The organism is Pseudoalteromonas sp. S3776 (genome assembly GCF_005886915.1).
Lineage (GTDB): Bacteria > Pseudomonadota > Gammaproteobacteria > Enterobacterales > Alteromonadaceae > Pseudoalteromonas.
In genome coordinates this window covers 31,122-51,653 of record NZ_PNCU01000019.1, presented here as the reverse complement: position 1 = coordinate 51,653, position 20,532 = coordinate 31,122, and the positions used below count along the sequence as shown (strand labels likewise).

At 43.0% G+C, this 20,532-nt stretch carries 19 protein-coding genes; 16 read left to right on the top strand and 3 right to left on the bottom strand.

Annotation, left to right across the window (positions count from 1 at the left end; all coding sequences use genetic code 11):
* Positions 1-6: 6 nt before the first annotated feature.
* The 15 genes from rsmH (at position 7) to lpxC (ending at position 17,268) form a co-directional block, all read left to right on the top strand.
* Positions 7-945, top strand: coding sequence for a 16S rRNA (cytosine(1402)-N(4))-methyltransferase RsmH (gene rsmH / locus CWC16_RS09530; RefSeq protein ID WP_055014178.1), 939 nt, complete (start codon positions 7-9; stop codon positions 943-945).
* On the top strand, positions 942-1,268 hold the full coding sequence (gene ftsL / locus CWC16_RS09525) for a cell division protein FtsL (protein ID WP_138541377.1): 327 nt from the start codon (positions 942-944) through the stop codon (positions 1,266-1,268). The genes rsmH and ftsL overlap by 4 nt, the downstream gene beginning before the upstream one ends.
* Positions 1,265-3,082 (top strand): penicillin-binding transpeptidase domain-containing protein, encoded by a 1,818-nt coding sequence (locus CWC16_RS09520; RefSeq protein ID WP_055019422.1) that lies wholly within the window; start codon positions 1,265-1,267, stop codon positions 3,080-3,082. The genes ftsL and CWC16_RS09520 overlap by 4 nt, the downstream gene beginning before the upstream one ends.
* Positions 3,075-4,553, top strand: a complete 1,479-nt coding sequence (gene murE, locus CWC16_RS09515) for a UDP-N-acetylmuramoyl-L-alanyl-D-glutamate--2,6-diaminopimelate ligase (protein ID WP_138541376.1) — start codon at positions 3,075-3,077, stop codon at positions 4,551-4,553. The genes CWC16_RS09520 and murE overlap by 8 nt, the downstream gene beginning before the upstream one ends.
* Positions 4,550-5,932: a UDP-N-acetylmuramoyl-tripeptide--D-alanyl-D-alanine ligase gene (locus CWC16_RS09510; RefSeq protein ID WP_138541375.1), complete on the top strand. Its 1,383-nt coding sequence runs from the start codon at positions 4,550-4,552 to the stop codon at positions 5,930-5,932. The genes murE and CWC16_RS09510 overlap by 4 nt, the downstream gene beginning before the upstream one ends.
* On the top strand, positions 5,932-7,014 hold the full coding sequence (gene mraY, locus CWC16_RS09505; RefSeq protein ID WP_138541374.1) for a phospho-N-acetylmuramoyl-pentapeptide-transferase: 1,083 nt from the start codon (positions 5,932-5,934) through the stop codon (positions 7,012-7,014). The genes CWC16_RS09510 and mraY overlap by 1 nt, the downstream gene beginning before the upstream one ends.
* Positions 7,015-8,349 (top strand): UDP-N-acetylmuramoyl-L-alanine--D-glutamate ligase, encoded by a 1,335-nt coding sequence (murD, locus tag CWC16_RS09500; RefSeq protein ID WP_138541373.1) that lies wholly within the window; start codon positions 7,015-7,017, stop codon positions 8,347-8,349.
* Positions 8,346-9,521, top strand: coding sequence for a cell division protein FtsW (gene ftsW, locus CWC16_RS09495; protein ID WP_055014171.1), 1,176 nt, complete (start codon positions 8,346-8,348; stop codon positions 9,519-9,521). Before murD ends, ftsW begins: the two co-directional genes overlap by 4 nt.
* On the top strand, positions 9,518-10,594 hold the full coding sequence (gene murG / locus CWC16_RS09490; protein WP_138541372.1) for an undecaprenyldiphospho-muramoylpentapeptide beta-N-acetylglucosaminyltransferase: 1,077 nt from the start codon (positions 9,518-9,520) through the stop codon (positions 10,592-10,594). The genes ftsW and murG overlap by 4 nt, the downstream gene beginning before the upstream one ends.
* Before the next feature lie 42 nt (positions 10,595-10,636).
* Complete coding sequence (murC, locus tag CWC16_RS09485) at positions 10,637-12,046, top strand: UDP-N-acetylmuramate--L-alanine ligase (protein WP_502704905.1); 1,410 nt, start codon at positions 10,637-10,639, stop codon at positions 12,044-12,046.
* Positions 12,043-12,963 carry a D-alanine--D-alanine ligase gene (locus tag CWC16_RS09480; protein WP_138541370.1) on the top strand — a complete coding sequence of 307 codons (921 nt, stop codon included), beginning with the start codon at positions 12,043-12,045 and terminating at the stop codon, positions 12,961-12,963. Before murC ends, CWC16_RS09480 begins: the two co-directional genes overlap by 4 nt.
* 1 nt (position 12,964) lies before the next feature.
* Positions 12,965-13,750 carry a cell division protein FtsQ/DivIB gene (locus CWC16_RS09475; protein ID WP_138541369.1) on the top strand — a complete coding sequence of 262 codons (786 nt, stop codon included), beginning with the start codon at positions 12,965-12,967 and terminating at the stop codon, positions 13,748-13,750.
* Positions 13,747-14,979: a cell division protein FtsA gene (gene ftsA, locus CWC16_RS09470; RefSeq protein WP_004589420.1), complete on the top strand. Its 1,233-nt coding sequence runs from the start codon at positions 13,747-13,749 to the stop codon at positions 14,977-14,979. Before CWC16_RS09475 ends, ftsA begins: the two co-directional genes overlap by 4 nt.
* 23 nt (positions 14,980-15,002) lie before the next feature.
* On the top strand, positions 15,003-16,250 hold the full coding sequence (gene ftsZ, locus CWC16_RS09465) for a cell division protein FtsZ (RefSeq protein ID WP_138541368.1): 1,248 nt from the start codon (positions 15,003-15,005) through the stop codon (positions 16,248-16,250).
* 106 nt (positions 16,251-16,356) lie between these two features.
* The gene (gene lpxC, locus CWC16_RS09460) at positions 16,357-17,268 is read left to right on the top strand and encodes a UDP-3-O-acyl-N-acetylglucosamine deacetylase (protein WP_004589422.1); all 912 of its coding nucleotides are present in this window, start codon (positions 16,357-16,359) and stop codon (positions 17,266-17,268) included.
* A gap of 82 nt (positions 17,269-17,350) precedes the next feature.
* Here the strand turns inward: lpxC and yjjG are convergent, their stop codons facing one another.
* The 3 genes from yjjG to CWC16_RS09445 all read right to left on the bottom strand — a co-directional run bounded on the left by yjjG (position 17,351) and on the right by CWC16_RS09445 (position 19,530).
* A complete protein-coding gene (yjjG, locus tag CWC16_RS09455; protein ID WP_138541367.1) occupies positions 17,351-18,025 on the bottom strand; it encodes a pyrimidine 5'-nucleotidase in 675 nt (224 codons plus the stop codon).
* Complete coding sequence (gene yjjX / locus CWC16_RS09450) at positions 18,025-18,567, bottom strand: inosine/xanthosine triphosphatase (RefSeq protein ID WP_138541366.1); 543 nt, start codon at positions 18,565-18,567, stop codon at positions 18,025-18,027. The genes yjjG and yjjX overlap by 1 nt, the downstream gene beginning before the upstream one ends.
* A gap of 63 nt (positions 18,568-18,630) precedes the next feature.
* Positions 18,631-19,530, bottom strand: coding sequence for a phosphoribulokinase (locus CWC16_RS09445; RefSeq protein ID WP_055017496.1), 900 nt, complete (start codon positions 19,528-19,530; stop codon positions 18,631-18,633).
* 116 nt (positions 19,531-19,646) lie between these two features.
* On the opposite strand from CWC16_RS09445, the gene CWC16_RS09440 reads away from it, so the two are divergent.
* Positions 19,647-20,519: a TolB-like translocation protein gene (locus tag CWC16_RS09440; RefSeq protein WP_138541365.1), complete on the top strand. Its 873-nt coding sequence runs from the start codon at positions 19,647-19,649 to the stop codon at positions 20,517-20,519.
* Positions 20,520-20,532: the final 13 nt, after the last annotated feature.

The following is a 20,532-nucleotide window of genomic DNA, read 5'->3' as shown; positions in this document are numbered from 1 at the left end:
AAGCTAATGACTGCGCAATTTGAACACGTATCCGTATTAATGGACGAAACCATCGATGCTCTTGCAATTAAGCCAGACGGCATATACATGGATGGTACTTTTGGACGTGGCGGACACTCAGGTCAAATACTTGCTCGACTTGGAGAACAAGGGCGTTTACAAGCCATTGACCAAGACCCTCAAGCGATAAAATCGGCTGAAAAGTTTGCCGATGACAGTCGCTTTGCTATAGCTCACACCCGCTTTTCCAATTTATACGATGTTGCAGAGCAAAACGATCTGTTAGGTAAAGTTGATGGCATTTTGTTAGATATTGGTGTTTCTTCACCTCAACTTGATGACGCAGAGCGTGGCTTTAGTTTTATGAAAGACGGCCCCCTCGATATGCGTATGGACCCAACAAGTGGGCGCAGTGCAGCACAATGGCTGGCCGAAGCTGAACTTGAAGACATTACCCACGTGATTAAAACCTACGGTGAAGAAAAGTTTGGCAAGCGTATAGCCCATAAAGTACTAGAAGTTAGAGAACACACACCCATTACCACAACCAAACAGCTTGCTGATTTAGTCGATGAAGCGGTGCCTGTAAAAGATAAATTTAAACACCCAGCCACACGTACATTTCAGGCAATCAGAATTTACATAAACAGTGAACTGGAAGAAATTCAAACCGCATTGCAAGCCGCTGTAAAAGTATTAAAGCCGGGTGGGCGTTTAGTGGTGATTTCGTTTCATTCACTTGAAGACAGAATTGTGAAGCAGTTTATTAGAAAACAGAGTAAGGGAGAAGCGATACCCAGAGGTCTGCCTTTAACCGACGCACAAATAAATAAAAACCTGACGTTAAAAGCAGTGGGTAAAGCTATTAAACCAAGTGCTGAAGAAATTGAGCGTAATCCACGCTCTCGCAGCTCAGTACTTAGGATTGCACAGAGGCTTGGATGAACACTAAAGCGAATAATCGCCAACCCAATTTATTTTTAGAAATATTAAAAGGCCTAGGAGCTAATAAGCTAACCTCGGCCTTGTTGGTTGTGATATTCGCTTCAAGCCTTGCGGTCGTGCAGGTTACTCACTCTGCTCGTGCGCAGCTAATTAAACAAGATACGCTGTTACAAGAGCGTGATGAACTTGATTTAGAGTGGCGCTATTTACTTGTAGAAGAAGAGTTCTATTCGCAGCATGCGCGCATTGAAGAAGTGGCTACCACAAAGCTTGAAATGAAGCGCCCTACCAGTCAGGACGAACAGGTAATAATAATACAATGAGAAATCGCGGCAAAAAGCAGGTCAATAACTTAATCACATGGCGTTTTATGCTGGTATGCACTGTGGTGTTTTTAGTGTTTGTAACACTGGTGTCGCGTGCTGCCTATTTACAAGTTATTGAGCCAGATAAAGCCCGTTCAGAAAGCGATAAACGCACCGTGCGCGTTGAAAAACTGCATGTCCAACGCGGAATGATCTTCGACCGTCAAGGTAAAGAGCTTGCTGTAAGTGTGCCTGTCGTTAGTGTGTATGCCGATCCTAAAGCATTGCATAAGTCGCTTGTTGCTAAAGTTATAAAACAGGCGCGTAAAAACGGTGAAGATCATAAAACCTTGGCAGAAAATGTAGCCGAGCTAGATAAACGTACTTCAGCATACTACGCAAATGATCTACGCTGGCGTGAGCTGGCAGATGTATTACGTATTGATCCTAACAAAATTAACTCGCGGTTATTAAACGATCCCACCCGTCGATTTGTGTATTTAAAGCGCCAAGTAACCCCTGCTGTTGCCAACTACATTAGCCAATTACGTTTACCAGGTATTCATTTATTAGATGAGTCTAAACGGTATTACCCGGCAGGAGAGGTAACAGCGCACATCATAGGTTTTACAAATATAGATGGAAAAGGCATAGAAGGTATTGAAAAACTTTACGAAAATGCCTTAACGGGCGAAGAAGGTCGCCGTACTATTCGTAAAGATGCCCAAGGGCGCGAAGTTGAAGTACTTGATGAGCGTGAACGTGTAGAGCCTGAAAACATTCAGCTAAGTATTGATCAGCGCATTCAAGCGATTGCTTATAAAGCAGTAAAATCTGCCGTGCTCACGTATAAAGCGACCTCAGGGTCAGCCATGGTGGTTGATGTTAAAACTGGTGAAGTACTGGCCATGGTAAATAGCCCATCATTTAACCCTAATAACTTAAACGACGCACAACCTCATAAACGTCGTAACCGTGCAATTACCGATTTGTTTGAACCAGGTTCAACCGTTAAGCCACTAGCCATTTTAGCTGGGCTAGACTACGGCGCAATTAAAGCCGACGACACCATTGATACCTACCCAGGTTGGATGCGTTTAGGCGGCAGTTTAGTAAAAGATACCCGTAACCACGGTGAAATGACGCTTCGTGAAATTTTAAAGTACTCATCAAACATGGGCGTGGCTAAAGTAACGCAACAAGTACCTAAAGATTACTTAGTTGGTTTATATCAAAAAGTGGGGTTTGGTAGCGATACGGGCACAGGTATGGTTGGCGAAAGCAGCGGCTTATTTTACCCAAACCGCCGCTGGTCTGATTTTGAAATTGCCACGTTATCGTTTGGCTATGCTATTTCGGTAAGTACGGCGCAAATGGCCCGTTTTTACACCATGTTAGGTGCCGGTGGGATTAATCGCCCACTTACTATTTTAAAGCAAGACGGTGTGCCAGAAGGCGAACGTATTTTTAAACAAAAAGACGTAGAAGCCGTTGTTCACATGATGGAAAGCGTGTTTGAAAAAGACGGTACAGCGCGTAACGTTAAAGTAGACGGCTACCGCGCAGCAGGTAAAACTGGTACATCTAAAAAAGCAGTTGCTGGTGGTTACGGTGATGAATACGTAGGTTATTTTGCAGGTGTAGCGCCGGCAAGTAACCCACGCTTGGCTGTGGTAGTGATGATCAATGAGCCTGGCGGCGATGTGTACTATGGAGGTGCCACCGCAGGCCCTGCATTTGCAGAAATCGTCTCTAACGCATTAAGAATATTAAACGTAGCCCCTGATAAGGAAGAAGTGGCGTACGTAAAAGGTAAAGATAACGATGCGTGATTTAAAGGCTATTTTAAAATACATCGACATAGATGCACCTTCGCAGCTAGTTAAAAATTTACGCCTTGATAGCCGTGATGTAACACCAGGTGATGTATTTGTGGCGATAAAAGGCCATGCACTTGATGGCGGCCAGTTTATTGCCAAAGCAATCGAAAATGGTGCTACAGCCATTATTGCCGATAGACTGTGCGAATTTGACGTTGAATTTGAGCCTCTTTATTTAGTAACAGAGCTTGATAAAAAACTCCCAGAGCTGGCAAGCCAATTTTATGAAAACCCAAGCCGGTCACTTGATTTAATTGGCGTAACGGGCACTAATGGTAAATCAACAACAACAGCCATGATGGCGCATTTAGCGCAGTTTTGTAGTACAGATTCGGCCATTATAGGCACATTAGGCTATGGCCACCCAGATACACTAACGCCACTTATTAATACCACGCCTTCAGCTGTTGATTTGCAGCACATATTGCATGACTTAAAGCAGCAGCATAAAAAGCTTGTAGCGATGGAGGTTTCATCGCACGGATTAGTGCAGCAGCGCGTGGCTCAATGCCAATTTAAAGCGGCGGTGTTTACTAATTTATCGCGTGATCACCTTGATTACCATGGTGATATGGCAAGTTATGGCGACGCTAAGCTAATGCTGTTTCGCGATTTTGACCCCGAACTTGTGGTACTAAATCAAGACGATGGGCAAGCAGAGCAATGGCTTGAAAAATACAGTTTTAATAACCTAATTTGCTATGGTCGGAAAAATTTAGCGCCGCAAGATGCGCGTTATGTTTATTTTTCTGATGTGGAATACTCTAAAAATGGTATTTCGGCGCAATTGAGCACAAGTTGGGGTGACATTAGCGTAACATCGCCTCTATTTGGTGAGTTTAACTTATATAATTTAACGGCAGCCCTGGCAACATTGCTAGGGCTTGGTTACCCGCTTGAGCAATTAGCAGCTGGATGCGCACATTTGCACCCCGTAGCAGGGCGTATGCAAGCGTTTAGCGAAGTGAATTTACCTACGTGCGTTGTTGATTACGCTCATACCCCAGATGCTCTTGCATTGGCTTTACAGGCATTACAAAAGCATGTGCCTGGTGGGGTTAGCTGTGTTTTCGGCTGTGGCGGCGACAGAGATAAAGGCAAGCGTGCTTTAATGGCACAAGCGGCAGAGCAAAATGCAGATAAGGTGATTGTTACCAGCGACAACCCCCGTTCAGAAAACCCAGATGCAATTTTAGCAGATGTAGCTGCGGGCTTATCGCAGCCTGAAAAAGCCCATTTAGAGGCTGACAGAGCAAAAGCCATTCGCTATGCAATAGAAAATGCAAATGCGAATGACGTAATTTTAATTGCAGGCAAAGGCCACGAGGGTTATCAAATTATTGGCGATCAACGTATCGACTTTTGCGATCGCAGTTATGTAAAAGAACAACTAAAAAAAGCAGTAAGAGGGATAACTCAATGATCCCAATGGATTTTGATTGGCTGGCAAATGTGCTAGCAACCGATTATCTAGGTGATAATCTCAATGTAGTAAATATTAATACCGATACCCGCAGTATTTGCGAAGGAGAGGTGTTTTTAGCGTTAAAAGGCCCTAATTTTGATGGCCATAAATTTATCGCTGACGCTAAACGAAAAGGCGCTATTGGCGTTATTGTGCAGCACAAAGTAGATGTAGATATACCGCAGTTTGTTGTTAGCGATACCCGTATTGCATTAGGCAATATAGGTGCAGCAGTTATGGCGCAGGTTAATCCTAAAACCATTGCTATTACAGGCAGTGTAGGTAAAACAACGGTAAAAGAAATGTGCGCTGCGATTTTATCGGTGCATGGAGATGTGCTTGCTACAAAAGGTAATTTTAATAACGATATTGGCGTGCCGCTTACGCTATTACGTTTAGAGCCGCAGCACCGTTTTGCTGTTATAGAGCTTGGTGCCAACCACTTAGGCGAAATTGCTTATACAACCGCCATGGCTAAACCCGATGTAGCTGTGGTGTGTAATGTCGCCGCTGCGCATTTAGAGGGCTTTGGTAGCCTAATGGGCGTTGCTAAGGCAAAAGGTGAGATTTTTGATGGCCTGAAAGAGGATGGCGTTGCCATTGTTAACTGCGATAGCGAATTTAGCCAGTACTGGCTTGATAAATTAAAAGGGCGCACTGTTAAGTGTTTTTCAAGTACTGAAAAACTTGATATTTGGGCTGAAAATATCAGCCTAGACGAAAACGCTCGCGCGAGCTTTTTATTGAGTACACCAGATCAAAAAGTACCCGTAACGCTTGCTCTTCCTGGTAAGCACAACGTAAGCAATGCGCTTATTGCCGCGGCTTTAACCAGCGAGTTTGACGTATCGCTTGAAGAAATAGCCACAGCACTTGCCACCATGGGGGATGTAAAAGGACGTGTAAATTTAATAAAAGTGAGTGACTCACTCACTGTTATTGATGACACCTATAACGCTAATGTTAAGTCGGTAAAAGCTGCCATTGATTTATTAAGTGATATTCAAGGGCACCGTATTTTTGCACTGGGCGATATGGGAGAGCTTGGTGAAGATGCCAGAACTTACCATCAAGAAGTAGGTGAATACGCAAAACAGCAAGGTATAGATGAGCTGTATACGCTGGGTGTGTTAAGTAAATACGCAAGCGATGTGTTTGATAAGCCAAACCGTCATTTTTCTAATCGCGAAGAAATGCTCAAGCAAATTCAAACCAGTCTTAACAATACAAATAGTAAAACCACACTTGTGGTGAAAGGATCGCGCAGTTCTCGCATGGAATTATTAGTAACCGATTTAGTAAATGGCCAGCAACAAGCCATCAATGGAGTATCATAATGTTAGTTTGGCTGGCAGAGTATTTAACTCAATATTACAGTGGCTTTAATGTTTTTTCGTATTTAACCCTACGCGCCATTTTAGGGATATTAACAGCGTTAATGATGTCGCTTTATTTTGGTCCTAAGCTCATTCGCTCATTACAAAAAATGCAAATTGGCCAAGTAGTGCGTGATGATGGTCCAGAATCTCACTTATCTAAAAAAGGCACTCCTACAATGGGGGGCTTACTCATTTTAGGCGCCATATTTACCAGCACCTTATTATGGGCTGACCTATCGAATAAATACGTATGGGCAACTTTATTTGTAATTGGCTCATTAGGTTTAGTTGGCTTTATAGATGACTACCGCAAAGTAATACGCAAAGACCCTAAAGGACTAATTGCTAAATGGAAGTATTTTTGGCAATCGGTTATTGCTTTAGTGGTTGCTACTGCATTGTATACCTCCAGTACACACGCATCAGAAACCTCATTGGTTGTGCCATTTTTTAAAGATGTATTGCCACAGTTAGGCTTGCTATACATTGTGATTACTTATTTTGCATTAGTGGGAACTTCAAACGCGGTAAACCTGACTGATGGCTTAGATGGCCTAGCGATTGTACCTACTATTTTAGTGGCTGCCGCACTGGCCATCATTGCTTATTTGACCGGTAATATTAATTTTTCTGCTTATTTACATATCCCGCATTTACCGCTTGCCAGTGAGCTTGTGGTTGTATGTACCGCTATTGTTGGCGCGGGCTTAGGCTTTTTATGGTTTAACACGTACCCAGCCCAGGTGTTTATGGGCGATGTAGGGTCTTTGGCACTTGGCGGCGCGCTAGGCATAATTGCAATTTTAGTACGCCAAGAACTACTGCTAATTATTATGGGCGGTGTGTTTGTAATGGAAGCTTTATCGGTAATTTTACAGGTTGGCTCATATAAACTACGCGGACAGCGCATTTTTAGAATGGCGCCTATTCATCATCATTACGAGCTAAAAGGTTGGCCAGAGCCACGTGTTATTGTGCGCTTTTGGATTATTTCAATTGTGCTAGTGCTTGCTGGCCTTGCGACATTAAAGATTCGATAAATGCAGTATTTAAACGAGATAAAAAACAAACATATAACAGTGCTCGGACTCGGTGTAACCGGTCTGGGCATTGTACGTTTTTTATTATCTCATGGTTTTGCACCAAAGGTTGTTGATAGCCGTGTTGCGCCACCAGGTATGGATTGGCTTAGCGAACACGCACCTGATCTTGATACGCATTTTGGTGACTTAGGGAATGCTGCACTTTGTAAAACCGACATGATCATCATAAGCCCTGGGCTTAGTTTAAAAATCCCCGCAATTGTTCAAGCAATAGAGTCAGGCGTTGAGGTCATTGGTGATGTTGAGCTGTTTGCTCGTATAAATACTAAACCCGTTGTTGCTGTCACAGGCTCTAATGGTAAATCAACCGTTGTTACGCTTGCGTATGAAGTGCTTAAAGCTGCAGGTTACAAAGTGGCATTAGGTGGCAATATTGGTACTGCGGTACTTGACCTATTAAACGATGATTTTGATGTGTATGTGCTAGAGCTTTCAAGTTTTCAGCTGGATACTTGCTCGAGCTTACAACCAATAAGCGCAGCGGTATTAAATATATCTGAAGATCATTTAGATCGTTACGACAGTTACCAAGCCTATATCGACTCTAAATTAAGTATTTATAACAATGCTGAGCTTTTAGTAACAAACGCAGATGACGTTCAAACTAAGCCTATTAGCCATTCTTTAGCGCCACAAATAAGTTTTGGCACCGACCAAGGTGATTATCGCTTAGCCCCACATAATAATAAGCTGCACTTTATAGTAAAAGGTGAAGCGTTTTTACCTGTTAGCACGCTTTCGGTAGTTGGTAAGCACAATTACTTAAATACACTGGCGGTAATGGCGTTATTAAGCCCGTTTGATATTAGTAAAGATCAATATACTGCAGCGCTTGGCCAATTTAATGGTTTAGCGCACCGTTGTCAGTTTGTTGGTGAGCAAAATGGGGTCAAATATTTTAACGACTCTAAAGCTACCAATGTGGGTGCCACTATAGCAGCTATAGATAGTTTGGCCTCAGCTCATGAAAACCTAATTGTAATAGGCGGTGGTGATGCCAAAGGCGCTGATTTAAGTGCGTTAACGCCTTATATAAAAAATCATGTAAAAGCACTTGTTTGCTTTGGCAAAGATGCAGATAAACTTGCTGCATTAAGCAGTAAATCGCACTTAGTAAACACAATGCAAGAGGCGGTATCGCTGGCTAAAGTGCTCAGTAAGCGCGGCGATATTGTATTACTTGCGCCTGCCTGCGCCAGCATTGATATGTATAACAACTACATGCAACGCGGTGATGACTTTGTGCAATGCGTTAAGGAAGGGCTGGTATGATTGCCTTTGCCGATTTAAAAGAAACGCTCACTCCAAAACCTTCAGCACAGCTTTATGACGTGCCACTGCTTTATTGCATGCTCATGCTTATAGGTGTGGGTTTTGTAATGGTGACCAGTGCCTCTATGCCTACAGCCGAAAGGCTGTTTGATAACTCATACCATATTACCATTCGCCACAGCCTGTTTTTAGCAATGGCATTTATTTTATTTTGGATTGCCGCCAGTGTCCCTATGGATTGGTGGAAACGCTCAAACCCGTATTTGTTATTGCTTGGCATGGTGCTGCTTATTGCGGTGTTAATAATAGGCCGCGAAGTTAACGGCGCAAAACGTTGGATTCCCATTGGACCTGTTGGTTTTCAGGTGGCTGAGGCCGCCAAATTATACTTTTTCAGTTATATAGCTGGCTACTTGGTAAGAAAGCGTGAAGAAGTACAAGAAAATATTAAGGGCTTTGCAAAGCCTATTGCTGTATTTGCGGTGTATGCCTTACTCATTTTATTGCAGCCCGATTTAGGGACCGTAGTAGTTATGTTTGTAACAACAGTGGGGCTGTTATTTTTGGCCGGCGCGAAGCTGTGGCAGTTTTTTGTACTCATTTTAACAGGCATAGGGCTTGTTGTATTACTGATTATTGTAGAGCCATACAGAATGGCGCGAGTGGTGGGCTTTTTAGACCCTTGGGAAGACCCATTTGGAAAAGGGTATCAGTTAGTGCAGTCGCTTATGGCCTACAGCCAAGGGGGCTGGTTTGGCCAAGGGTTAGGTAACAGCGTTCAAAAGTTACAGTATTTACCCGAGGCTCATAACGACTTTATTTTTGCTGTTATAGGTGAAGAGCTAGGCCTTGTAGGTGTAGCAAGTATTTTATGTGTGTTGGCTGTGTTTGTATTTAGGGCGCTTTTAATAGGCCAGCAAGCGTTAAAGTGTGGCAAAGAATACGAAGGCTATTTTGCGTTTGCTATTGGCATTTGGTTTGCGTTTCAAACCATGGTTAATGTAGGCGCCAGTGCAGGGTTATTACCGACTAAAGGGTTAACCTTGCCGTTTATTTCGTATGGTGGTTCAAGTTTATTAATCATGACGATTGCCACCGGTATTTTATTGCGTGTTGATTTTGAAACTAAAATGGCAACCAAACAAGCCACCTCACGCGGAGGTAAACGATGAGTAAAAAGTTAGTAGTTGTGGCTGGCGGTACAGGTGGGCATATATTCCCTGGTATTGCTGTAGCCGATTATTTAAAAGAGCAAGGCTGGCAAGTAAGCTGGATAGGCACGCCAGACAGAATGGAAGCGGATGTTGTACCAAAGCATAACATTGAGATTGATTTTATTAATGTAAAAGGCGTTCGCGGTAATGGTTTAAAGCGTCTTATTAAAGCTCCATTCATGGTACTTAATGCAATATTGCAAGCGCGTAAGGTATTGAAATTTCAGCAACCAGATGTTGTGCTTGCTATGGGCGGCTATGTAACTGGACCAACGGGGATAGCGGCTAAAAGTTTAGGTATCCCACTGGTGATTCATGAGCAAAATGCAGTGGCAGGTATGAGCAACAAATGGTTGGCAAAATTTGCCAACAAAGTACTTGCTGCTTTTCCAAGCGCCTTTGCACCAGGGCAAGCTGAATTAGTCGGTAATCCAGTACGTGCAAGCGTTGCTAATGTCGCTAAACGTGATGTTTCAAGTTCTGTAAATATTTTAGTGGTGGGGGGCTCGTTAGGCGCACAAGTGCTTAACCAAACACTGCCAGAGGCATTTAGTTTACTTGCTAAAACAGCGCCAATTAAAGTGTGGCACCAAACAGGTAAAGGTCATATTGAGAGCGTACGAAGCGCGTATGCGCAAAACAATATTGCAGATGAAGACCTAAAAGTTGCTGAATTTATAGATGATATGGACGCCGCCTATGCATGGGCCGATATAGTTATTTGCCGTGCCGGTGCACTGACTGTTAGTGAAATCGCCGCCGCAGGTAAAATGGCTGTGTTTGTGCCGTTTCCACATGCGGTAGACGATCATCAAACCGCCAACGCAAAGTATTTAGTAACCGCAAATGGCGCGCTTTTAATGCCTCAGCCCCAGTTTAATAAAGACTCCATAGTTGAGCTATTAAACCCGTATTTGGCAAAGCCTATATTAATTAAACAAATGGCCAGTAATGCTAAGCAACAAGCCATTTTAGATGCCACAGCAAGCGTTGCTTCGCACTGTGAGCAAGTAACAAATAAGAGAAAATAAGTGAAAGATAAGTCAATACAAGAACAACAAACTCGACCTGCTATGCGTCGAATAGAGACCATCCATTTTATTGGTATTGGCGGTGCGGGTATGGGCGGCATTGCCGAAGTACTGGCTTTTGAAGGCTACCGTATTACAGGCTCAGATATAGCGCACAGCGCAATGACCGAACGCTTAATTAAAGCAGGTGCTGAAGTATTTATAGGCCATCACGAAAACAACGTAAAAGATGCCAACGTCGTTGTTGTTTCAAGTGCTATTGACGAAACAAACCCTGAAATTATTGCAGCAAAAGCGGCACGTATACCGGTAGTTCGCCGTGCAGAAATGCTTGCCGAATTAATGCGTTTTCGCCATGGCATTGCCATTGCGGGCACACATGGTAAAACCACAACAACGAGTTTAATTGCCAGCATTTATGCTCAAGCAGGACTTGATCCTACTTTTATTATTGGCGGCTTATTAAATAGCGCAGGCAGTAACGCAAAAGTAGGTAAGAGCGACTTTTTAATTGCTGAGGCAGATGAAAGCGATGCATCATTTTTGCATTTACAGCCAATGGTATCGGTGATCACCAATATTGAAGAAGATCACATGGAAACCTATGGCGGCAGCCTTGAGAAAATGAAAGACACTTATGTGGACTTTATTCATAACCTGCCATTTTATGGCTTAGCCGTTGTGTGTATAGACTCGCAGGTAGCCAGTGAGCTGATCCCGCGTTTTGCTCGCCCTGTAATCACGTATGGCGAGTCAAAAGATGCCGACTACCGCATGAGCGATTTTAGTCAATCAGCAAGTACTTGTACTTTTACAGTGACTAATAAGAATGGCGATAGCCTAACAGCTACGCTTAACATGCCGGGTAAGCACAATGCACTTAATGCCACGGCGGCAATTGCAGTGGCTAAAGATCAAAACATTGCTAACCACGCAATTTTAGAGGCATTGCAAAAATTTGAAGGCATAGGGCGTCGTTTTCAGCACTACGGTGAATTTGAAAATGAGCGCGGCAATGTCATGCTGGTGGATGACTACGGACATCATCCATCAGAAGTTGCAGCCACCATTGCAGCTGTACGCGAAGGCTGGCCAGAAAAACGCTTAGTTATGGTTTATCAACCACACCGATTTACCCGTACACGCGATTTATACGAAGACTTTGTAAAAGTACTGGCTGATGTCGATCAACTTTTATTACTAGATGTGTACAGTGCCGGTGAAGATCCTATTGTGGGCGCAGACAGTAAAAGCCTGTGCCGCAGCCTACGTCAACGCGGAAAAGAGCCTCTACACGTAGCAACGAGCGCAGAGCTTGCTGGTGTGCTGGCCGATAACTTACAAAATAACGACTTAGTTTTAACGCAAGGCGCTGGTAATATAGGACAATTGGTTAAAACATTAGCGGCAACAGGTATGTCGGTTGAAAAATTAAAGCAAGGTGAAGTATGACGCAGCAAAACGCGCAATTTGGTAAAGTAGCAGTACTGCTAGGGGGTAACTCAGCAGAGCGCGAAGTGTCACTATGTTCAGGGCAAGCAGTGCTTAATGCACTACAAAATGCTGGCGTTGATGCCATTGCTTTTGACCCGCAAAATCGTTCATTGTGGGAATTAAAAGAGTTAAACATAGATCGTGTCTTTATTGCATTGCATGGCCGTGGTGGCGAAGATGGAACAGTGCAAGGTGCGCTTGAATTTATGAACTTGCCATACACAGGCAGTAATGTATTGGGTTCAGCCTTAGCAATGGATAAAGTCCGTTGTAAGCATTTATTTAAATCTGCAGGACTAAGCACAGCGCCTTATGCAGTTGTTGATGCTAAAAAAGGCTTTGATGCAAAAGCCATTATGGATGAGTTTAAAAAAGTAATGGTGAAACCATCACACGAAGGCTCAAGCATAGGTATGGCGCAAGCAAGTACCGCTCAAGAGCTTGAAGATGCTCTCACACACGCCTTTAAGTTTGATAGCCAAGTGTTAGTGGAGCAGTGGATAACCGGACGCGAGTTTACAGTGACTGTATTAGGCGACGAAGTGCAACCTGTTATTGAAATGACGACCCCAAATGGCTTTTACGATTATCAAGCTAAGTATCAGTCAAACACAACGCAGTATCATTGCCCTGCGGATTTATCGGCGCAAGATACACAGTGTATACAAGCTATGTCATTAGAAGCGTTTGATTTAGTGGGTGCAAGCGGCTGGGGCCGTGTAGATGCGATGCAAGATGAGCAGGGAAATTTTTATTTGTTAGAAGTAAATACAGTCCCTGGCATGACCGAAAAATCGCTGGTGCCCATGGCGGCAAAAGCAAACGGGGCAACATTTGAGCAATTAGTTATTCGCATTTTGGAGCAAACGCTTTAATATGCACCCCCTTTTAGAAAAAGCTCAACAGTTAAAACAGCAACTTAACTTTAATTGGTCGCTAATTTTTGGTGTGAGCTTTTTTCTAGTGGTAGTGATAGGGCTGGTGCAAATAACGAGCGGTGTATCTGATTGGCTAGTAGAGAACAAAGATGCACAAATAAAGCACCTAACGGTGCTAGGAAAGCCCAAATACACTGACGAAAAGGCCATAATAAAAGCAATAAAAAAGGCCGATTTAAGCAGTTTTTTTGAGCTAGATGTAAAACGCGTACAGAAACTAGTAAAAGATTTACCTTGGGTTGCAACTGTATCGGTTCGCAAGCAGTGGCCTGATACAATACAAGTGTACGTAGTTGAACACGAAGCCGTAGCCCATTGGAATAGCGATTTACTGCTAAACCAAAGTGGCGATGCTTTTGAAGCAAGCAGCGATAAACTTGCCAATGATTTACCGCAACTTTATGGCCCAGAGGGTAGCGAAAAAGAAGCGTGGATTGCTTTTAAGCAATTTGACGAAATGCTAAAGGTAAATGCGTTAACATTAAAAAGCTTGGCACTTTCGGAGCGTTTTTCGTGGCAGTTGTGGTTAGATAATGGTGTGCGCCTAAATTTAGGGCGCAAAGATAAAGCAAAGCGAGTACAGCGGTTTATAGATGTGTACCCGCGCATGGAAAAGCGTGCAGATGCACAAATAGATGCAATAGATTTACGCTATGATACCGGCCTTGCAGTTAGCTATAAGCCTGTGCAAGAACAGCAATTACAAAATAAGAGTAAGGCATGACTAAGTCAGCAGAAAGAAACCTAGTGATTGGATTAGACGTTGGTACCTCAAAAGTGGTGGCCACGGTAGGTGAAATCACCGCAGATAACAAGCTCAGCATTGTTGGTGTGGGCAGCCAAGTATCTCATGGTATGGATAAAGGCGGCGTAAACGATTTAAACTTAGTGTCTGAGTCGATTCGCCGAGCAATAGATGAAGCCGAATTAATGGCTGATTGTCGTATTAGCTCAGTGTACCTAGGGATCTCTGGCAAACACATACAATGTCAAAACGAAAGCGGCGTGGTTGCAATTAATAATACCGAAGTAACTGATGAAGACATTGAAAATGTAATTCATATAGCGCGCTCTGTGCCTATTTCGGCTGAGCGTAAAATGCTGCATGCATTACCGCAAGAATATAGCATTGATATGCAAGAGGGTATTAAAAACCCCCTTGGTATGAGCGGCGTGCGTATGGAAGCACGTGCACACATTATTACTTGTTCAAACGATATGGCTAAAAATATCGAAAAATGCGTAGAGCGCTGTGGTTTAGAGGTTGATCAGCTTATATTTACCGCACTCGCATCGTGTTATTCAGTATTAACTGATGACGAAAAAGAGCTTGGCGTAGCGGTGCTCGATATTGGTGGTGGTACAATGGATATCACTATTTATATTAACGGTGCATTGCGTCATTCTTCAGTGATTCCGGTGGCGGGCAATCAAGTAACCGGTGATATTGCAAAAATATTTCGTACACCTATATCACATGCTGAGTCACTCAAAGTACAATATGCATGTGCAAGTAGCCAAATGGCCAGTAACGAAGACACCATAGAAGTACCCAGTGTAGGCGGGCGACCAGCACGTTTAATGTCGCGTCATACTTTATCTGAAGTGGTAGAGCCTCGTTTTAGAGAATTATTTGAACTAGCGATGGAAGAAATTCGTCGCTCAGGTTTAGAAGACCAAATTGCGGCAGGCCTCGTTATTACAGGCGGGACTGCTAAAATGACTGGCGCAATGGAAGTGGCTGAAGACATTTTCCAAATGCCAGTGAGAATAGGCAAACCAATCGGGATAGTTGGTTTGACAGACTACGTAGACGATCCTTCGTACGCAACCGCTGTAGGTTTGTTACAATACGGGCGCACTATGCAATCGATGAATGCACAAAAATCGAAAGCAGAGGATAATAATAATTGGTGGAACCGCATTACTAAATGGTTCCAAGGCGAGTTTTAAAGTACTCAAGTCGGAGAGTAAACATGTTTGATATGATGGAACAACACAGCGAAGAAGCTGTAATTAAGGTAATTGGCGTGGGCGGTGGCGGCGGTAACGCTGTTGAGCACATGGTAAAACAACAAATAGAAGGTGTGCGCTTTATAGCCGCAAATACGGATGCACAAGCATTACGTAATTCCGCTGCCGATATTACCGTACAACTAGGCACGCAAATTACCTCAGGGTTAGGTGCAGGTGCAAACCCAGAAGTAGGTCGCGAATCGGCTGAAGAAGATGCAGAAACCATTCGTGCCAGCCTTGAAGGCGCAGATATGGTATTTATTGCTGCCGGCATGGGCGGTGGTACAGGTACCGGTGCTGCACCTGTGGTTGCTAAAATTGCTAAAGAGCTCGATATTTTAACGGTTGCTGTAGTAACGCGTCCTTTTGACTTTGAAGGTAAAAAACGCGCCGCAGCGGCTGAACAAGGCATTAACGAATTGTCAGAAATTGTAGACTCACTTATTACAATTCCGAACAATAAATTGCTTAAAGTTTTAGGCAAAGGGACTACACTGTTAGATGCCTTCGCTAAAGCAAACGATGTACTTTTTGGTGCGGTTCAAGGTATTGCGGAGCTAATTACACGTTCTGGTTTAATTAACGTGGATTTCGCCGACGTACGTACCGTAATGTCAGCAATGGGTACTGCCATGATGGGCACAGCTTCAGCATCAGGCCCAGATCGTGCTCAAGAAGCTGCAGAAGCGGCTATCTCAAGCCCATTACTAGAAGACGTTGATTTAACCGGTGCTAAAGGTATTTTGGTTAATATTACCGCAGGTATGGACATTGCGATTGAAGAGTTTGAAATTGTGGGTAACCACGTTAAAGCGCTAGCGTCTGAAAATGCAACTGTGGTTGTGGGTGCAGTTATTGACCCTGAAATGAGCGACGAGTTACGTGTAACCGTGGTTGCTACAGGGCTCGGCGGCGATCGTCGTCCGCAGTTTGGTATTGTTGATAACGGCTTTAAAAAGGCATCAGGCTCTGATGTAGCAAGTTCATCAAACCAATCTAGCAGCATGTACGTACCAAGCTTTGCAAGCCAAGGCACAAGCACTGAAGAAACGACGCCAAGCACGCAAGTAGAAAGTAAAGAACAAGCGCCATCTACAAGCTCAAGCAACACGGCAAGTTCATCAGCGCAAAGCAGTAAAAAAGCGGATAAATCAGAAGGCGGAGATTATTTTGATATTCCGGCTTTTTTACGTAAGCAGGCTGATTAACATTTACTAATGCTTTTGTTTGAAATATGTACAAATATTGAAAGGCAAAAGGATTTATGTTAAACTCCGCCGTCTAACTGTAACTGATTTAAAAGTGAGCGAACCTATGATTAAACAGCGTACGATTGCACAAGTAGTCAAAGCCATAGGAATTGGACTTCATAAAGGTGAGAAGGTCACAATAACTCTCCGACCTGCGAGCGCAAATACCGGGATTGTATTTCGTCGTGTGGACCTTGATCCGGTTGTTGATTTTGAAACAACACCTGAAGCCGTTGGTGATACGCAATTATGTACCTGTTTAATTAACAAAGATGGTGTTCGCTTATCAACGACTGAGCACTTAATTGCAGCGGTTGCTGCAATGGGTATCGATAATTTAATTGTTGAATTAGATAGCTCAGAAGTGCCGATTATGGATGGTAGTGCATTACCGTTCATTTATTTGTTACAAAAAGGCGGCATTGAAGAGCAAAATGTTGCGAAACGCTTTATTCGTATAAAAGAAAAAGTACGTATTGAAGAAGGCGATAAATGGGCCGAAGTAGAACCATATGATGGTTTTCATATCGACTTTGAAATTGCCTTTGATCACCCGGCCATTAACGAAAGCCGTCAGCGCATTGGTTTAGATATTACTGCGCAAAGCTTTACTGAAGAAATTAGCCGTGCACGTACGTTTGGCTTTATGAAAGATATTGAATACATGCATGCTAATAACCTAGCACTGGGTGGCAGCATGGACAGCGCAGTAGTACTTGATGACTTTAAAGTACTAAACCCAAATGGTTTGCGCTACAGCGATGAATTTGTAAAACACAAAATATTAGACTGTGTGGGCGACATGTTTATGACAGGTCATAACCTACTAGGTAAAGTAACGGCTTATAAATCGGGTCACGATTTAAATAACAAGTTACTTCGCAAAATTATGGCAACAGAGTCAGCATGGGAGTGGGCAACATTTGAAACGCCTGTTACGATGCCTGCACCCGGCCTTGAATTAGCGACTGCCTAATTTAGTATTTTTTAAAATACACGCTCACAAACAGTTATAAAAAATGACGCTAATAGCGTCATTTTTTTTGCTTTTAATTTAGCTAAATTTTAAGAATAGACTGCAATTGATCTAAGTTAGCTATTGTGTAAGTAGGAGTTATGCCTTCAGGTAACTGCTCGCCTGGGTGCTGTAGCCAACAGGTATCAATACCGGCATTATTGCCTCCCAAAATATCGCTAGAGGCAGTGTCGCCCACCATCAATATTTTGCTTTTATCTGGATTACCCATAAGCTTAAATGTGTGCTCGAAAATAGCCTTGTTAGGTTTAGCAATGCCTACTAGTTCAGAAATAACCAACCAATCAAACATCTCTTTTAAACCTGTGTGTTCTAAACGCACCGTTTGCAAGCGGGCAAAGCCGTTGGTTATGATGCCTAATTTAGCATGTGGCTTTAGTTTATTTAACAGCGCTACGGCGCCGGGTAAAGGTTCACAAATTTGTGCCATAGCATCTAAAAATGCATCGTTTAGCTCTTTAGCGGGTACCCCTAATTTTACAGCCCACTCGTTAAAGCGGGTTACTTGTAAGTAATCGGCGCTAATTTTTCCATCTTGATAATCTATCCACAGCTGCTTATTAGTTTTTTGGTAATGGATGTAATCGGCTTGAGTAAACTCAATATTGTACGCTTTAAACATGCGGGTCATTCCCGCTAAAATATCAAACCTGAATAGTGTTTCGTCTGCATCAAACAGTACATAACTGTATTTCATTAATTTTCCTGATAAAGGCTAGGGTGTAAAAAAGGCGCCATAGCTAAGGTAAGCGCTTGGGTGTAGGTGCTTTGTCGGGTTGCATGATTGTTTGTGAGAAGCCCTATCGCGCCGCCTTTTTGCTTAACATTATGGGTGTTAAATGTTTTATCCATCACATCGCCAAGCTCTTCACCTTTTAATAGCGCGTTATATAACACTTGCGGTAACGGCAGGTTACTGCTGCGTCCTATCGCTTGCTCAGAGCCATTATTAATAACAACATAGGCAAAGGTTGCAGCCCCATAGCTAAATTGCTCTGCACCGCCTTCCATTGCACAGTAGTAATCTGCTTGGTACATATTTTTGCAGTAAGTAACTCGGTTTTGTGCGCCTATACGGGTTTGCTCTTCGCCAATGGGTTGATCGGGAACATTTGAGGGAGCATCAACGCCTTGGCAATCAATTTCGTAACTAGGAAAGTACATTGCAAAAATATGTTTTGCAGCGTTAATTTTTACTGGGTTTTTAGAGCCCACAATAATTTTTAATGAGTGCGACACGTTTTCCCTCACTGTTAGCAAAAGCAGCAGTGTACGTCAGAAGTGTAAATCATAAAAGAGGGGCTAAATGGGTATATCTAAAGGGGCTAGGTTTTCAAGCGCTCGCTTTTTAACAATAATGTCTTTAATAAGCGGGGTAAGCACCAGCTCCATTGCTAAACCCATTTTACCGCCTGGCACCACAAGGGTATTTATACGCGACATAAAGCTGCCTTCAATCATCTGTAAATAATACGGAAAATCAACGTCATCAATTCCTCTAAAGCGAATAACAACAAAGCTTTCATCTAGTGAAGGGATATCTTTTGCGCTAAACGGGTTTGACGTATCAACCGTTGGCACACGTTGAAAGTTAATATGGGTGCGCGAAAACTGCGGCGTAATATGGTTAATGTAATCATCCATACTGCGTACAATTGAATCCATTACTTTTTCGCGGGAATGCCCGCGGTCTTGCGTATCGCGGATCAATTTTTGGATCCACTCAAGGTTAATAATTGGCACCATGCCTATAAGCAAGTCTACGTGCTTAGCCACATCGTGATCCTGATCAACCACGCCTCCGTGCAAACCTTCATAAAACATCAAGTCAGTGTTTGTTTCAAGATCTTGCCAAGGAGTAAATGTACCGGGTAACTGATTGTAAGGCACGGCTTCATCAAAGGTGTGTAAGTATCGGCGTAACTTGCCTTGGCCTGTTTCGCCATAGGTACTAAATAAGGTTTCTAATGCGCCAAAGTCATTGGCTTCGCGGCCAAAGTAACTAATGTGCTTACCTTCTTGCTGTGCTTCGCGTATTTTTTTGTCCATTTCTGGGCGTGTGTAACGATGAAAGCTATCTCCTTCGATAAAAGCCGCATCAATATTAAGGCTACGAAAAATATGTTTAATTGCATTGGTGGTGGTTGTAGTACCCGCACCCGATGAACCGGTTATTGCAATGATAGGATGTTTAGCAGACATGTTTTTTCTCTTTTTTAGGACCAAGACAGTTATAAAGAGTTGACTGACTGAGGTCAAGTGACGCCATCGGCAAATAACGTTATCATGAGGTGCTTAAAATTAAAACGAGAGAAAGCATGAAACTTATTAAACCATGGCTTGGGCTAGCTTCTATTGCGGCGCTAAGCCTAGCGAATGCACAGGCTAGCATGCCAAAAAGCCAAATTTTGTTGGCCGATTTAAATACACCTTACGGTATGCAAGTAAGTATAGTGAGCGACAAAAACAGCTATAACAATCAGCCTTATTTAACAAACCAAGGTATTTATTTTACGCACGAAGTTATTTCAAGCGAGCAAAGTCAAACCGATATTGCCTATTATGACTTAGCAACCAAGCAAGTAAGCAACATAACAAATACGCCAATGAGCGAATATTCGCCCACTGTTATGCCCTCAAAACAAAGTTTATCGGCCATTGTGGTAGAGCAAGATAGCAAACAAAAGCTGTGGCAATACCCACTCGATACTGAGCAAGCTCCGAGCCGTATTTTTGATTGGATTGAACCTGTTGGCTACCATGCATGGGGCGCTCAAAGCGACTTAGTGATGTTTATTTTAGGTGAGCCACATACATTGCAATATACGTCGGTTGCTGCGGCAAAAGGCGAGGTGGTAGCAAGCAACATAGGTCGTACGCTTATTTATAACAGTAAAACCGCAACATTTTTATTTAGTTACACAAAAAATGAACAGCATATTTTAGCAAGTTTTAACCCCCAATCTAAACAGGTGGAAGATTTACTAAGATTGCCAGAGCAAGTACAAGACTTTATTTTAAAAGATGCTAATACAGTGGCTTATGCGGTTAAAAACCGTGTGTATATGCGTAACTTAAGCGGCACCAATGAAGTTTCTCAATGGCTTAACTTAAGCCCGTATTGCGAGACAAACATAACAAGAATGAGTTATAAAAAAGACAAACTTGCCTTTGTATGCGATGTAAAATAATTCGGACTTTGCG

Coding starts and splice junctions, on each gene's coding strand:
- ftsA (WP_004589420.1), top strand. CDS start 13,747: ATGACTAAGTCAGCAGAAAGAAACCTAGTGATTGGATTAGACGTTGGT.
- rsmH (WP_055014178.1), top strand. CDS start 7: ATGACTGCGCAATTTGAACACGTATCCGTATTAATGGACGAAACCATC.
- murG (WP_138541372.1), top strand. CDS start 9,518: ATGAGTAAAAAGTTAGTAGTTGTGGCTGGCGGTACAGGTGGGCATATA.
- lpxC (WP_004589422.1), top strand. CDS start 16,357: ATGATTAAACAGCGTACGATTGCACAAGTAGTCAAAGCCATAGGAATT.
- CWC16_RS09520 (WP_055019422.1), top strand. CDS start 1,265: ATGAGAAATCGCGGCAAAAAGCAGGTCAATAACTTAATCACATGGCGT.
- ftsW (WP_055014171.1), top strand. CDS start 8,346: ATGATTGCCTTTGCCGATTTAAAAGAAACGCTCACTCCAAAACCTTCA.
- ftsZ (WP_138541368.1), top strand. CDS start 15,003: ATGTTTGATATGATGGAACAACACAGCGAAGAAGCTGTAATTAAGGTA.
- CWC16_RS09475 (WP_138541369.1), top strand. CDS start 12,965: ATGCACCCCCTTTTAGAAAAAGCTCAACAGTTAAAACAGCAACTTAAC.
- murE (WP_138541376.1), top strand. CDS start 3,075: ATGCGTGATTTAAAGGCTATTTTAAAATACATCGACATAGATGCACCT.
- CWC16_RS09480 (WP_138541370.1), top strand. CDS start 12,043: ATGACGCAGCAAAACGCGCAATTTGGTAAAGTAGCAGTACTGCTAGGG.
- mraY (WP_138541374.1), top strand. CDS start 5,932: ATGTTAGTTTGGCTGGCAGAGTATTTAACTCAATATTACAGTGGCTTT.
- ftsL (WP_138541377.1), top strand. CDS start 942: ATGAACACTAAAGCGAATAATCGCCAACCCAATTTATTTTTAGAAATA.
- CWC16_RS09445 (WP_055017496.1), bottom strand. CDS start 19,530: ATGTCTGCTAAACATCCTATCATTGCAATAACCGGTTCATCGGGTGCG.
- CWC16_RS09440 (WP_138541365.1), top strand. CDS start 19,647: ATGAAACTTATTAAACCATGGCTTGGGCTAGCTTCTATTGCGGCGCTA.
- murC (WP_502704905.1), top strand. CDS start 10,637: ATGCGTCGAATAGAGACCATCCATTTTATTGGTATTGGCGGTGCGGGT.
- murD (WP_138541373.1), top strand. CDS start 7,015: ATGCAGTATTTAAACGAGATAAAAAACAAACATATAACAGTGCTCGGA.
- yjjG (WP_138541367.1), bottom strand. CDS start 18,025: ATGAAATACAGTTATGTACTGTTTGATGCAGACGAAACACTATTCAGG.
- CWC16_RS09510 (WP_138541375.1), top strand. CDS start 4,550: ATGATCCCAATGGATTTTGATTGGCTGGCAAATGTGCTAGCAACCGAT.